This is a genomic window from Streptomyces globisporus (genome assembly GCF_003501885.1).
Lineage (GTDB): Bacteria > Actinomycetota > Actinomycetes > Streptomycetales > Streptomycetaceae > Streptomyces > Streptomyces globisporus_D.
Map to the genome: position 1 here is coordinate 38,622 of NZ_QWFA01000014.1, position 12,841 is coordinate 51,462.

At 71.3% G+C, this 12,841-nt stretch carries 12 protein-coding genes, 1 tRNA gene and 1 pseudogene; 9 read left to right on the plus strand and 5 right to left on the minus strand.

What is annotated here, in order from left to right:
- Nucleotides 1-67 precede the first annotated feature (67 nt).
- Nucleotides 68-796 (minus strand): DUF461 domain-containing protein, encoded by a 729-nt coding sequence (locus tag D3105_RS04685; RefSeq protein ID WP_118900258.1) that lies wholly within the window; start codon nucleotides 794-796, stop codon nucleotides 68-70.
- Nucleotides 797-1,483: 687 nt separating this feature from the next.
- Here D3105_RS04685 and D3105_RS04695 point away from each other — a divergent pair.
- From D3105_RS04695 to D3105_RS04725, 7 genes and pseudogenes are all read left to right on the plus strand, one after another.
- Nucleotides 1,484-1,966 (plus strand): CarD family transcriptional regulator, encoded by a 483-nt coding sequence (locus D3105_RS04695; protein ID WP_003953493.1) that lies wholly within the window; start codon nucleotides 1,484-1,486, stop codon nucleotides 1,964-1,966.
- A 355-nt stretch (nucleotides 1,967-2,321) separates the two neighbouring features.
- Nucleotides 2,322-3,089, plus strand: a complete 768-nt coding sequence (gene ispD / locus D3105_RS04700; protein WP_118900262.1) for a 2-C-methyl-D-erythritol 4-phosphate cytidylyltransferase — start codon at nucleotides 2,322-2,324, stop codon at nucleotides 3,087-3,089.
- Nucleotides 3,079-3,594 (plus strand): 2-C-methyl-D-erythritol 2,4-cyclodiphosphate synthase, encoded by a 516-nt coding sequence (gene ispF / locus D3105_RS04705; protein WP_118900265.1) that lies wholly within the window; start codon nucleotides 3,079-3,081, stop codon nucleotides 3,592-3,594. Before ispD ends, ispF begins: the two co-directional genes overlap by 11 nt.
- A 108-nt stretch (nucleotides 3,595-3,702) precedes the next feature.
- Nucleotides 3,703-3,951: pseudogene (locus D3105_RS35970) on the plus strand (hypothetical protein); the annotation flags it as partial.
- A gap of 3 nt (nucleotides 3,952-3,954) precedes the next feature.
- Nucleotides 3,955-5,355: a cysteine--tRNA ligase gene (cysS, locus tag D3105_RS04715; RefSeq protein WP_118900267.1), complete on the plus strand. Its 1,401-nt coding sequence runs from the start codon at nucleotides 3,955-3,957 to the stop codon at nucleotides 5,353-5,355.
- 113 nt (nucleotides 5,356-5,468) lie between these two features.
- Nucleotides 5,469-6,425: a 23S rRNA (guanosine(2251)-2'-O)-methyltransferase RlmB gene (gene rlmB, locus D3105_RS04720; protein ID WP_118900269.1), complete on the plus strand. Its 957-nt coding sequence runs from the start codon at nucleotides 5,469-5,471 to the stop codon at nucleotides 6,423-6,425.
- 161 nt (nucleotides 6,426-6,586) lie between these two features.
- Entirely contained in the window at nucleotides 6,587-8,215 is a 1,629-nt protein-coding gene (locus D3105_RS04725) for a DoxX family membrane protein (protein ID WP_240646801.1), read from the plus strand.
- Nucleotides 8,216-8,322: 107 nt separating this feature from the next.
- On the opposite strand, the gene D3105_RS04730 is transcribed toward D3105_RS04725, so the two are convergent.
- The 3 genes from D3105_RS04730 to D3105_RS04740 all read right to left on the minus strand — a co-directional run bounded on the left by D3105_RS04730 (nucleotide 8,323) and on the right by D3105_RS04740 (nucleotide 10,942).
- Nucleotides 8,323-9,039 (minus strand): nucleotidyltransferase family protein, encoded by a 717-nt coding sequence (locus D3105_RS04730; protein ID WP_118900274.1) that lies wholly within the window; start codon nucleotides 9,037-9,039, stop codon nucleotides 8,323-8,325.
- 119 nt (nucleotides 9,040-9,158) lie between these two features.
- Nucleotides 9,159-9,572, minus strand: a complete 414-nt coding sequence (locus tag D3105_RS04735; RefSeq protein ID WP_069739788.1) for a hypothetical protein — start codon at nucleotides 9,570-9,572, stop codon at nucleotides 9,159-9,161.
- 233 nt (nucleotides 9,573-9,805) lie between these two features.
- Nucleotides 9,806-10,942 (minus strand): ABC transporter ATP-binding protein, encoded by a 1,137-nt coding sequence (locus D3105_RS04740; protein WP_069739789.1) that lies wholly within the window; start codon nucleotides 10,940-10,942, stop codon nucleotides 9,806-9,808.
- A 177-nt stretch (nucleotides 10,943-11,119) separates the two neighbouring features.
- On the opposite strand from D3105_RS04740, the gene D3105_RS04745 reads away from it, so the two are divergent.
- Nucleotides 11,120-11,193: transfer RNA gene (locus D3105_RS04745), tRNA-Thr, on the plus strand.
- A gap of 153 nt (nucleotides 11,194-11,346) precedes the next feature.
- On the plus strand, nucleotides 11,347-12,369 hold the full coding sequence (locus D3105_RS04750) for an ArsR family transcriptional regulator (protein ID WP_118900276.1): 1,023 nt from the start codon (nucleotides 11,347-11,349) through the stop codon (nucleotides 12,367-12,369).
- A gap of 78 nt (nucleotides 12,370-12,447) precedes the next feature.
- On the opposite strand, the gene D3105_RS04755 is transcribed toward D3105_RS04750, so the two are convergent.
- Entirely contained in the window at nucleotides 12,448-12,768 is a 321-nt protein-coding gene (locus D3105_RS04755) for a hypothetical protein (RefSeq protein WP_118900278.1), read from the minus strand.
- Between the last annotated feature and the right edge of the window lie 73 nt (nucleotides 12,769-12,841).

A 12,841-nucleotide genomic window follows, 5' to 3' on the forward strand; every position in this document is an offset into this window, starting at 1 on the left:
GCCGGGAAGCGCCCCTTCGGCGCGCTGTGCGCGTGTGCCGCCGGCCTTACGGGTTCGGCGGCGGCGGTCAGTCGGCCGCGGGCACCGAGGCGGCGTCGCCCGCGCCCTGCGTGGCCGCATCGCCCTGCGTGCCGGTCTCGCCCTGGCCCGTGGCGCCCTCGACGGCCGCGCCGTCCGCCGGCGTACCGCCCGTCGCGCCCTCGGCCGTGCCGGGGGTCTCGGCTTCGCCGGTCGCGCTGCCGGACGGCGTCGGGGTCGGCTTCGGGGCGGGCGCCTCGGCCTTGGGGCTGGGACCGAAGTCCTTGAAGAAGCCCTCGGCCGGGAAGACGCTCGCGCCGAGGCCGACATCGCCGGTCCGGCTGAGCTTGAAGACGACCTGCTGCACGTCGCCGTTGCGGGCGGCCTCGCCGCTGTTCTCGATCACGGCTGCGGCGTTGCCCTTGCCGCCGATGATGACCTGACCGCCGGCCGGGACCACGATGGGGCCCTTGCCGGCGGCCGCCTGGAGCTTCACCTCGACGTCGCTGCCGGGCAGCGTGATCGCCTCCAGCACCTCGCGCTCGGTGCCGTCGTTGAACAGCGTCGCGGCCACGACGGCGGGGCCGTCCGAGCCGGCGCCGGGCTGCGTGATCACGTTGACGTTCTGGACCTTGATGTTGCCCACCGTCGTGGCCGGGTTGTCCGGCCGGATCTTGAGCGTCTCGGCGTTGTTGCCCGCCGCACAGGCGGACAGGGAGAAGATCGAGAGCGCGGTGGCGGTGGCGGCGAGAGCGCCGTGTCGAAGGCTGCGGCTCACGGCGGCGGCAACTCCTTGAACGTTCGGACTGCGGACTTCGGACGTCGGGCGTCGAGCGGTGGTGTAAAGCCGCCCTAAGGGTGTGTCAGCGGCCTTAGGCTACCGAGCCGCCGCGCCCGCCCTGCACCCGACCCGCCTCTAGGGGGTGTCTCGTCGGCCGGGGGAGGGTCCGATCGACGATCAACGGTAGGACCGGGCCGCCGCAGGGGCGTTCTACCGGCCGGTAGGTCATGCGCCGTTCACATAATCCGCGTGATCAATTCTTCCGGGCGTCCCGCCGCTTCTTCGTTCTTTTCCGCCGCGCGGCTTCTTCGCCTTCGCGTTCGTCTCCGCGTTCCGGGCGGAAAGTGCCGGACGGCACTTGGCTTGATCAAATTCATTGCGGCCGGGCAGTTACGCCCGTACGAGTGAGCGATCACCGAACGGAGTAGGGAATGATCGCCATCTCGAACCCGACAAAACGGGACTTTCACCCTCTTCTGCGGGGCTTCCGGGCCGTGTGACGTGGATGTTTCACCTCGGGTGCACAGCGGCTCCGACCTGCGAATACCGTCCTCCGGACGCCTTCCGCAGCACGTTCGTGTCGCTGTTGTCAAGCCCCGAGATATGCCCTGACCTGCGAAAACGCCATTCAGGAGAGTCGATTCTCGTGTTACTCTGGATAGCCACGGAAGGGGTACCTGTCACATGACGTTCAAGGTTGGCGACACCGTGGTCTATCCCCATCACGGGGCCGCGCTGATCGAGGCTATCGAAACTCGCCAGATCAAAGGCGTGGACAAGACCTACTTGGTGCTCAAGGTCGCCCAGGGCGACTTGACGGTTCGTGTGCCGGCGGACAATGCGGAGTTCGTAGGCGTGCGCGACGTGGTCGGGCAGGACGGGCTGGACCGGGTCTTCGAGGTGCTGCGTGCACCGTACGCCGAAGAGCCGACGAACTGGTCCCGGCGTTACAAGGCAAATCTCGAGAAGCTCGCCTCCGGCGATGTCATCAAGGTCGCGGAAGTCGTCCGTGACCTGTGGCGTCGGGAGCGCGAGCGCGGTCTCTCCGCCGGAGAGAAGCGCATGCTCGCTAAGGCCCGCCAGATCCTGGTGAGCGAGCTCGCCCTCGCGGAGAACACGAACGAGGACAAGGCCGAGGCCCTGCTCGACGAGGTCCTCGCGTCCTGAAACCGGATCACACCGGTCGTATGAATGTGCCGCGGTGCCCGCTGACCAGTCGTTTTCACGCTGTGTCGTCGGGCGCTGCGGCATGTTCGGACCCGAATCCGCGTATCCCGGATCCGTGAACCACCCGAATCCGTGTACACGGGGCCGTCGAGCACAAGGCGGCCCCGATGTCGTGTGAGCCCGGTGCGACCCGCGCTCGACCGGGCGGATGGTCACGGAAGGGGCCCGGTGCGAGTCAGGGTGTCACTCCCGGCTCGCTGGGCCCCTACCCATGTCGGTCGTGGAAACAAACCTGCCGAACCTCGGGACCTTCCTCCCGGAACCTCGGACCCCTCGGACCTTCGGAGTGCAACCGATGTCAGCGACGCCACCCCCGACCGACCGGCCGCGCCCTCCCCGTACCGCCGCGGTGATCCCCGCGGCCGGCCGGGGCGTGCGGCTCGGCCCGGGCGCGCCCAAGGCCCTCCGGGTGCTCGGCGGCACGCCCATGCTGATCCATGCCGTCCGCGCCATGGCCGCCTCACGCGCCGTCTCCCTCGTCGTGGTCGTCGCCCCGCCGGGCGGCGCGCCCGAGGTGAAGCACCTCCTCGACGAGCACGCGCTGCCCGAGCGCACCGACTACCTGGTGGTGCCGGGCGGTGAGACCCGCCAGGAGTCCGTCCGCCTCGGCATCGAAGCGCTGCCCGGGGATGTCGCCGTCGTCCTGGTCCACGACGCCGCCCGCCCGCTGGTGCCGGTCGACACGGTGGACGCGGTCGCCGCCGCCGTACGGGACGGGGCACCCGCCGTCGTCCCCGCGCTGCCGCTGGCGGACACCGTCAAGGAGGTCGAGCCCGCCCAGGCACCGGGCGAGCCGGAACCGGTGCTCGCCACCCCCGTACGGGCCAGGCTGCGCGCGGTCCAGACGCCACAGGGGTTCGACCGGGAGACGCTGGAGCGGGCGCACGCCGAGGTCGCGGTCGACGGCGAGGGCGCCACGGACGACGCGGGCATGGTGGAACGCCTCGGGAAGCCCGTGGTCGTCGTCCCCGGCCACGAAGAGGCGTTCAAGGTGACCCGGCCGCTCGATCTGGTGCTGGCCGAAGCGGTACTCGCCCGCAGGAGGGCCAACGATGGTTTCTGACACCTCTGCGGCGGGGCCCGCCCCCGCCGTCATCCCGCTCGTCGGCATCGGCACCGACATCCATGCCTTCGAGGAGGGCCGCGAGCTGTGGTGCGCGGGCCTGAAGTGGGACGGCGAGGGCCCGGGACTCGCCGGACACTCGGACGCCGACGTCGTCGCGCACGCCGCGTGCAACGCGCTCTTCTCCGCCGCGGGCCTCGGCGACCTCGGGCAGCACTTCGGCACGGGCCGCCCCGAGTGGTCCGGGGCCGCGGGCATCACCCTGCTCACCGAAGCCGCCCGGATCGTCCGCGCCGAGGGCTTCGAGATCGGGAACGTCGCCGTCCAGGTCGTCGGCCTCCGTCCGAAGATCGGCAAGCGGCGCGAGGAGGCGCAGAAGGTGCTGTCCGCCGCGGTGGGCGCCCCGGTCTCGCTCTCCGCCGCCACATCCGACGGCCTCGGCTTCACCGGTCGCGGCGAGGGCATCGCCGGCATCGCCACCGCCCTGGTCTACCGGACCCGCTAGGACCCTCCGGCGGGGCGCCGCGTTCACCCTTCCGGCCGGACGCGGCGGGAAGGATGCGGGACCGCGCGGTTGTCGGGCAGGAGCAGCATCGGAACACCGGACCGCTCCGACGCCCCGTACGGCTACGCCGAGATCCGCGGCGAGGCGACGCTGACGGCCGACGGCGGGCAGGAGCTGATCGACGAGCTCTCGGTGAAGTACACCGGCAAGCCGTACGGGGAGCTCCGAGACCCGGGGACTCCCCCTCGTACGGCCGGAAAACGCTCTCCGGGGTGTCCAGAACCATCCCGGTACCAGAAAGTTGTCCCCGCGATCCCCAAGGGTCGCGGGGCACTGGTGTCGGCCTACTACCCTTGAGGCGTGACTATTCGCCTGCACGACACCAGCGCCCGGCAGATCCGTGACTTCGTCCCGCTCACCGCGGGCTGTGTCTCGATCTACCTCTGTGGCGCCACCGTCCAGGCGGCACCGCACATCGGCCACATCCGCTCGGGCCTGAACTTCGACATCATGCGCCGCTGGTTCACCTACCGCGGCTACGACGTCACGTTCATCCGGAACGTCACCGACATCGACGACAAGATCATCGCGAAGTCCGCGGAGCAGGGCCGCCCCTGGTGGTCGATCGGCTACGAGAACGAGCGCGCGTTCAACGACGGCTACGACGTGCTCGGCTGCCTGCCGCCCACCTACGAGCCCCGCGCCACCGGCCACATCCCCGAGATGATCGAGATGATGCGCGGCCTGATCGAGCGCGGCCACGCCTACGAGGCCGACGGCAACGTCTACTTCGACGTGCGCTCCCTCCCCGGCTACCTGCAGCTCTCCAACCAGGAGCTGGACGATCTGCGCCAGCCCTCCGGCGACGGCGAGACCGGCAAGCGCGACCCGCGCGACTTCGCCATGTGGAAGGCCGTCAAGCCGGGCGAGCCCAGCTGGGAGACCCCGTGGGGCCGCGGCAGGCCCGGCTGGCACCTGGAGTGCTCCGCGATGGCCCACAAGTACCTGGGCTCCGCCTTCGACATCCACGGCGGCGGCATCGACCTGATCTTCCCGCACCACGAGAACGAGATCGCCCAGGCCAAGGCGTACGGCGACACGTTCGCCAACTACTGGGTGCACAACGGCTGGGTCACCCTGGCCGGCGAGAAGATGTCGAAGTCGCTGGGCAACTCCGTCCTCGTCAGCGAGATGGTCAAGCACTGGCGCCCCATCGTCCTGCGCTACTACCTCGGCACCCCGCACTACCGGTCGATGATCGAGTACAGCGAGGAGGCCCTGCGCGAGGCCGAGTCCGCGTTCGCCCGCATCGAGGGCTTCGTCCAGCGCGTCACCGAGAAGGTGGGGGAGACCGTCGCCCCCGCCGCCGAAGTACCGCCCGCCTTCGCCGAGGCGATGGACGAGGACCTGGGCGTCCCGCAGGCGCTGGCGATCATCCACACCACCGTCCGCCAGGGCAACAGCGCACTGGCCGCCGACGACAAGGAAGCCGCCGCGGGCCGCCTCGCCGAGGTCCGGGCCATGCTCGGCGTCCTCGGCCTGGACCCCCTCGACCCGCAGTGGGCGGGCGAGGGCGACCGCGGCGAGGACCTGCACGGCGTCGTCGACACCCTCGTGCGCCTCGTCCTCGACCAGCGGCAGTCGGCCCGCGCCCGCAAGGACTGGGCCGCCGCCGACGCCATCCGCGACCAGCTGGGCCAGTCCGGCCTCGTCATCGAGGACAGCCCCACCGGCCCCCGGTGGACGCTGGGACCGCGCTGAGCGAACCTCTGAGCAGGGCAATGGTGCCGCCCGGCGATCCGGGCGGCACACTGATGAGACGTACACGATCCACATCCGCGTGCGGATCGAGGATTTACAGGAACAGGTAGGTCATGGCCGGGAACAGCCAGCGCAGGAACCGCCGCACGTCCAACAAGAAGGGCGCGCAGGTCGGCAGCGGTGGCAAGCGACGCCGTGGCCTGGAGGGCAAGGGCCCGACCCCGCCCGCGTCCGCTCGCAAGGGACACAAGAAGAACCGGGTCGCCAACGCCCAGGCCAAGCAGGCCGCCGCCCGCCGCCCCGCGCCCCGGCGCGGCGGCGCCAAGGGCACCTCGGAGATGGTCGTCGGCCGCAATCCGGTCTACGAGGCCCTGCGCGACGGCGTCCCCGCCGTGACGCTGTACGTCCAGCAGTACATCGACAACGACGAGCGCGTCCGCGACGTCCTCAAGCTCGCCGGCGACCGCGGCACCATCAACCTGATGGAGGCCCCGCGCCCCGAGCTCGACCGGATGACGAACGGCCTGAACCACCAGGGCCTCGTCCTCCAGGTCCCGCCGTACGAGTACGCGCACCCCGACGACCTGCTCGCCGCCGCCGACGACGCCCACGAGGATCCGCTGATCGTCGCCCTCGACGGCGTGACCGACCCGCGCAACCTCGGCGCCATCGTCCGCTCCGTCTCCGCGTTCGGCGGCCACGGCGTCGTCGTCCCCGAGCGCCGCGCGGCCGGCATGACCGCCGGAGCCTGGAAGTCCTCCGCCGGCACGGCCGCCCGCACCCCCGTCTCCCGGGTCACCAACCTCACCCGCGCCCTGGAGGGCTACCAGAAGGCGGGCCTCACGGTCGTCGGCCTGGCCGCCGACGGCGAGCACACGGTGGAGGACCTGGAAGAGCTGGACGGCCCGGTCGTCATCGTCATCGGCAGCGAGGGCAAGGGGCTGGGCCGCCTCGTCGGCGAGACCTGCGACTACCGGGTGCGGATCTCCATGCCGGGCGGCGCCGAGTCGCTCAACGCCGGTGTCGCCGCGGGCATCGTGCTGTACGAGGTGGCGCGCCGCCGCGCCTAGAACGTCAGGGGTTCGCCCGTCGACAGGCCCGCCCGCCGGGCGAGTCGACGGGCGAACGCCGAACATCCATCCAGGATGCCCGAGTTTGGCCTGATCTTGACGGGTCTCGGACACATTCGGTGCGGTCAAGGCAGTGTCCTAAACACACATCACTCGGTTAGATGAGTGTGGACACCAGAACGCCTCGGTTCGACGAACAACCCGCCCTGAGCATGACCAAGGTGGACAGCGACCCCGCGCAGGTCATCGTCAACCACGCCAGCTTCCGGGTGCAGCTCGCCCCGGGCCAGCGCGCACGGCTGCGCGGTGCCCCCGCGGGCACGGCCCGCATCCCCGCCATGAGCGGCGCGGGCGGAGGCCGCAGGCGGGCACCCGTCGTCTGGAGCGGCAAGTCCGCTCCCGGCGACCCCGGTGCGACGGGCCTCCTCCAGGCCGTGCGCAACTCCACCGCCGGACACCTCGACGCCGGACTCGGCGGAGCCCCCGGCGGCCACGAAGCGGGCGCGACCCAGGTCATCCCGCTCCTGGAGGAGACGCAGCCCAACCCCGTACTGACCGCCCCCCACCAACCGGGACGCACCGGCCCCCTGCTGCCGCCCATGCGACAGGCCGTCGGCGCGTACGACGACCCGCTCGACGGACCCGAAGCCCCCGGCGACGACTACGACGCCGACGCCCCGGAAGCCGACGACACCGACGCCCACGCCCGGCGCGGCACGGGCGACCCCGTCCGGCACGCCTACTACCCCGGCCACCGGATGAACCTGGGCGTCGTCCTGCTCCCCATGCGGGTCCTCCTCGGCTTCATCTCCATCTACGCCGGCATGGGCAAGCTGTGCGACCCCGTCTACTTCGACGGCGGCGAACGCGGCTCCATGGTCAAGTGGCTGACCTCCCTGCACCCGTGGGCCGTCGCCGAACCCCTGCGCGACTTCGCCCTCTCCCACCCGGTCGGCGCCGGACTGACCGTCGCCTTCCTCCAGGTGGTCGTCGGCGTCCTCACCGTCCTCGGCCTCTGGCAGCGGGTCGCCGCCGCTTTCGGCGCCCTGCTCTCCGCCGCGCTCCTGGTGACGGTCAGCTGGCGCACGGTCCCGGTGTACGACGCCCCCGACATCATCCTGCTGGCCGCCTGGAGCCCGCTGATCATCGCCGGCGCCCCCGTCTACTCCGTCGACGGCCGACTCGCCGGCGAGGCCTGGCGCAAGCTCGGCCCCCGATCGGAACTCTGGGACCTGCGCCGCCGGGTCCTGCGCCGGGGCACCGTCGTCGCGACCGTCGTCGTCGGCCTCACCCTGCTCATCGGCTCCATCCTCGGCGGCGCGGTCCGCTCCACCGAGGTCGTCACCGTCCCCGGCCGCAACGACAACCCCACCAATCGCCTCCCCGGCATGCCGCTGCCCCAGGAGTCCACCGGGGAACGCCAGGCCTCCCGCACCCCCGAGCAGCAGCGACAGCCCGAACCCACCAGCTCCGGCGCGGCGAGCACCCCCGCCACCGGCCAGGCCGACCCCGGCGCCACCCGCGACACCGGCGGCGGCCAGAGCACCGGCCAGGGCACCCAGCCCAGCCAGACCCAGGGCACCGGCCAGGCACCCCCGCAGCAGACCACCCCGCAGCAGCCCCCGGCCGCCACCAGCGCCGGACCCACCTCGTCCGGCTCCACCAGCGGCGACGCCTCCACGGGCGGCGGCGGCGAACCGGACCCCACCGGCGGCTCCACCTCCTCCGGCGGCGAAGGATCCACCTCGGGCGGCGGCGGCCGGAACCCGATCGGCGGCCTCCTCGGCTGACCCGCACGACCACGCGACGAGGGCGGCGCCCACCCGGTTCTCCTGCCGGGTGGGCGCCGCCCTCGTGAGCTGAGCAGCGTACGGGCGACTGCGCGTACGGGCCCCTGTCAGACGCCGTGGGACCCCAGCTCGCGAGCCGCCTCGGTCAGATCCTTCGCGGTGTCGATGGCCCGCCAGTACGCTCCGTTCGGCAGCGGATACCCGGCCAGCCGGCGCTCGCGCGCGAGCCGCGGGAACGTCGTCCGCTCATGGTCACCGCGGTCCGGCAGCAGCTTCGTGAACGCGGGCGAGAACACGTACACCCCGGCGTTGATCAGATACGGCGACGGCGGCGACTCGATGAAGTCGGTGATGTGCCCGAACGCGTCCGTCTCCACCGCACCCCACGGGATGCGCGGCCGGGCGAGGGCCAGGGTGGCGGTGGCGTCGCGCTCCGCATGGAAGGCCGCCATCTCCCGCAGCGGGAAACGGGTCCAGATGTCACCGTTCGTCGCGTACCACGGCTGATCGGCGTCGGGCAGCCGCTCGGCCGCGTACCGCAGCCCGCCGCCCCGCCCCAGCGGCTCGGTCTCCACGACCGTCGTGACCCGGAGCGGCAGAACGGCCTCCTCCAGCCACTCCTGGAGCACCTCGGCCAGATGCCCGCAGGAGACCACGGCGTCGGTGACCCCCTCGGCGGCCAGCCAGGACAGCTGATGGCCGATGATCGGAGTCCCGGTCCCGGGGATCTCGACCATCGGCTTGGGGCGGTCGTCGGTGTACGGCCGCAGCCGCGACCCCTGGCCACCGGCAAGGATCACGGCCTGCGTCGGATACGTATGCATGGCAGGCACGATATGCGGTGCCCGCCCACGGAAGGCGGCGCCCGGCGCGACCGCCTCCCGGACTCAGCCTCCGGAGCTCAGCCTCCGGGGCTCAGCCTCCGGGGCTCAGCCTCCGGAGCTCAGCTGAACTGCGCGACGCCGGAGGCGAACGAGGTGTCGCAGACCGGACGGGAGAAGCGGTGCGCCCGGGTCGGGCCGTACTGCTCCACGGCCGCCTTGCCGAGCGCCTTGGCGATCGACATGCAGTGGCGGGCGAGCGACGGACGCTGCTCGACGGCCCGCTGGAGGCCCGTGAGCGCGGCGCCCGGGTCCTTCTCCTGAAGCTCCACGAGCAGCTTCTCGCGCAGGACGTCCTGCGGGGCGTGCGGCTTCGCGGGCTTGGACACGGTCTCCGAGGAGGCGGCCAGCAGCTGGGAGTCCTTGTCCGACGCCGCCCACGGAACGCTGGTGACCGCGAGGGTCCCGGACAGAACCATGACGACGGGCAGGACGAGAGCGAGGGATCGGCCGATGCGGCGCGCGGTGTGGGTCACGCAGCGAGCGTAGCGGCCGGTGATGACTTGGCGACAATTCGTCACCCTCGCGGGGGATGGTTCGACGCGCCCTTTCGAATACGAGGTTGACGCCCCGGGGTGAAATGCCCAGTGTGCCGGGGTATTTGACGCCGCGCGGCGCCGAAACCCAAACCCGCCGGGACCACGCAAACGGCCCCGCGCCGCCGGGCGATGCCGGGGGACGCGGGGCCGTGCGTACGGCAGGAGGCGGGTCAGTTGGTGAGCCGCTCGCCGGTGGAGGTCGCGAAGACGTGCAGCTCGTCCGGGCGCGGGACGACGTGCAGCTCGGTGCCCTTCTCCGGGACGGCACGGCCGCCGACACGGACGACCAGGTCCTTGTGCTCGCCGCCGACCTGCGTGGAGCCGTAGACGAACCCGTCGGCGCCGAGCTCCTCGACGACGTTGACGGAGACGGCCAGACCGGCGGGCTCGTCCGAGGTGTCCTTGGTCAGCGACTTCGCGGCGGCGCCACCGTGCTCGACGATGTCGAAGTGCTCGGGCCGGATGCCGACCGTGACGGTGGTGTCACCGCGGTCCGCGGCGGCCGAGAGCGCCTCACGCGACACCGGCACCACGCTGTTGCCGAACTTCACGCCACCGTCGGTGATCGGCACCTCGACGAGGTTCATCGCGGGCGAGCCGATGAAGCCGGCGACGAAGAGGTTCGCCGGGCGGTCGTACATGTTGCGCGGCGAGTCGACCTGCTGGAGCAGCCCGTCCTTCAGCACCGCGACCCGGTCACCCATGGTGAGGGCCTCGACCTGGTCGTGGGTGACGTACACGGTGGTGATGCCGAGACGGCGCTGCAGCGAGGCGATCTGCGTACGGGTGGAGACGCGGAGCTTGGCGTCGAGGTTCGACAGCGGCTCGTCCATGAGGAAGACCTGCGGCTCACGCACGATGGCCCGGCCCATCGCCACACGCTGCCGCTGACCACCTGAGAGCGCCTTCGGCTTCCGGTCCAGGTACTCGGTGAGGTCCAGCATCTTGGCGGCCTCTTCGACCTTCGCCCGGATCTCGGTCTTGTTCACACCGGCGATCTTGAGCGCGAAGCCCATGTTGTCCGCGACGGTCATGTGCGGGTAGAGCGCGTAGTTCTGGAACACCATGGCGATGTCCCGGTCCTTCGGCGGCAGGTGCGTGACATCGCGGTCACCGATGCGGATCGCGCCGCCGTTGACGTCCTCGAGACCCGCGAGCATGCGCAGGGAGGTCGACTTGCCACAACCGGAGGGACCGACGAGGACGAGGAACTCACCGTCCGCGATGTCGATCTCGAGCTGGTCCACGGCCGGCTTCGTGGAGCCGGGGTAGACGCGGGACGCCTTGTCGAACGTGACACTGGCCATGATGGATCTTCTCCTCAACCGGCAGGAACGTGCCGGACGATCCGAGTAGGGAGTGGTCTGGTCCACTGAGTGAACCTGCGGTGACGTTACCTGGCGTTTCCCGATCTGTCAGTAGTCCGGGGCACCCGGGAAATCGCGGTCGCCGGAGGCCAGGCGTTGGTTAGACTGCTCCGGCACGCCTCCTTAGCTCAGCTGGCCAGAGCAACGCACTTGTAATGCGTAGGTCGTCGGTTCGAATCCGACAGGGGGCTCAGCGCGAAGCCCAGGTCGGATCCTGTCCGACCTGGGCTTCTGTCGTTGGTCCGGCGTGGGCGGCGCAGGCTCGTTTATGTGGCGTCCATCGGACCCTTATCGCGTTTCCCTACGGTCACGGGCGAGGTCCGAACCCGATGGGGGGAAACCACATGCTCCGCATCCACTTCAATGACGCGGATCTGGCAAGGACCCGGCTCGCCCCCGCTCCCGACCCGCTGTTCGAGGTGGCCGCGAGCATGCATCGGCTGCAGTCCAGTCGTGGTCGGTGGGCGTACGCCGGGTGGTATCGGGCGGCGCGGCAGGGGCTGCGGGAGAAGGGGCTGGAGCGGGCGCTGCGGGGTGTTCTGTTGCCGCTGTATCCCAGGGCCGCGTACTTCCCGGACTTTTTGACGCCGTGCTCCGGGGTGGAGGGGCTGGATGCGGGGCTGGAGGCGTTGCTGGCCACGCCGGCGGAGCGGGTTGCGGAGGAGGTCGGCATTCTTGACCGGCTCATCGGGGCGCCGGGGTGGGCCGGGCGGTTGGCTGAGTGTGAGGTGCGTCGGGAGTTCGTGGGGGTGCTGCGTGCCTATTACGGTGCCGTCGTCGTGCCCCATCAGGAGCTGATCCAGGCGCGGATCGAGGCTGAGCGGGCGGTGCGGGGGCGGGGGCTGCTGCTTGGTGGGGTCGAGGGCATGCTCGCGGGGCTCGGGCCCATGTTCCGGTGGGGTCCGCCGGTGTTGGAGGTCGCGTATCCGCGGCAGACGCAGGACCGGGATCTGTATCTGAACGGGCGTGGGCTCACGCTCGTTCCCTCGCATTTCAACTGGGGTGAGCCGGTCGCGTTCGCCGATCCCGGGCTGCCGCCGGTGCTCTGGTACTCGCTGTTGCACGAGCCTGCGGCCCGGCCCTTGCGGGAAGAGGATCCCGAGCGGTCTCTGACCAATCTGCTCGGGCGGGCCCGGGCGGTGGCTCTGCGGGTGGCGGCCGGTGGTGCCACTACGGGGGAGATCGCCCGGGCGGCCGGGGTTTCGGCTTCCGCCGCCAGTCGGCATGCCACGGTGCTGCGTGATGCGGGGCTCATTTCGACCGTCCGTATGGGGCCGGCTGTTCTGCATACGCTCACCCCTGCTGGTGCGGCTGTTCTGCGTGCGGCCCGGGGTGAGGCGGGCGACGGGGCCGTTGAGCTGAGCTGATGCGTCTGGTTGCGGCGCGCCAGCGTGCTTCGGGGCCCTCGGGCCGTTGTGGCAGGGAGTCGGCGTGGCGTGGGGGGGTCAGGCGCGGTTCGGGGCGCCGATGGTCAGTTCCACGTCGTCCTCCTTCTGTGCGATCCCCTTGACGGTCCAGGTGCTGTCGTCGATGGGGGTGCCTGCCGCGGTGGTGTAGGCGGCGACCGTGAGGGTCGGTCCGGTCGGGGATCCGGTGTGGAGCTCCGCCGCGGTGGCCGCTCCGTCGGAGAAGCGCAGGTATGCCTCGATCGGCTCCGGTGCCGCTGCGAAGGCCGCCGGGTGGGGCAGGCCCTGGAGGCGGCAGCGCGCGCCGGGGAACAGGTGGGTGTGGGTGCAGAGGGCGGGGTAGGCCTGGGCGTCGGGCATGCGGGGTCTCCCGGGGTGGTGCTCGGTGCTGGGGCGGGTGGTGCGCCGTGCGTGCCGAGCAGGGCGTAAGTAC

Excerpts from the sequence above, each read along its gene's own strand:
- D3105_RS04695 (WP_003953493.1), top strand. The coding sequence starts at position 1,484 with ATGACGTTCAAGGTTGGCGACACCGTGGTCTATCCCCATCACGGGGCC.
- ispD (WP_118900262.1), top strand. The coding sequence starts at position 2,322 with ATGTCAGCGACGCCACCCCCGACCGACCGGCCGCGCCCTCCCCGTACC.
- ispF (WP_118900265.1), top strand. The coding sequence starts at position 3,079 with ATGGTTTCTGACACCTCTGCGGCGGGGCCCGCCCCCGCCGTCATCCCG.
- rlmB (WP_118900269.1), top strand. The coding sequence starts at position 5,469 with ATGGCCGGGAACAGCCAGCGCAGGAACCGCCGCACGTCCAACAAGAAG.
- D3105_RS04725 (WP_240646801.1), top strand. The coding sequence starts at position 6,587 with ATGAGTGTGGACACCAGAACGCCTCGGTTCGACGAACAACCCGCCCTG.
- D3105_RS04730 (WP_118900274.1), bottom strand. The coding sequence starts at position 9,039 with ATGCATACGTATCCGACGCAGGCCGTGATCCTTGCCGGTGGCCAGGGG.
- D3105_RS04740 (WP_069739789.1), bottom strand. The coding sequence starts at position 10,942 with ATGGCCAGTGTCACGTTCGACAAGGCGTCCCGCGTCTACCCCGGCTCC.
- D3105_RS04750 (WP_118900276.1), top strand. The coding sequence starts at position 11,347 with ATGCTCCGCATCCACTTCAATGACGCGGATCTGGCAAGGACCCGGCTC.
- D3105_RS04755 (WP_118900278.1), bottom strand. The coding sequence starts at position 12,768 with ATGCCCGACGCCCAGGCCTACCCCGCCCTCTGCACCCACACCCACCTG.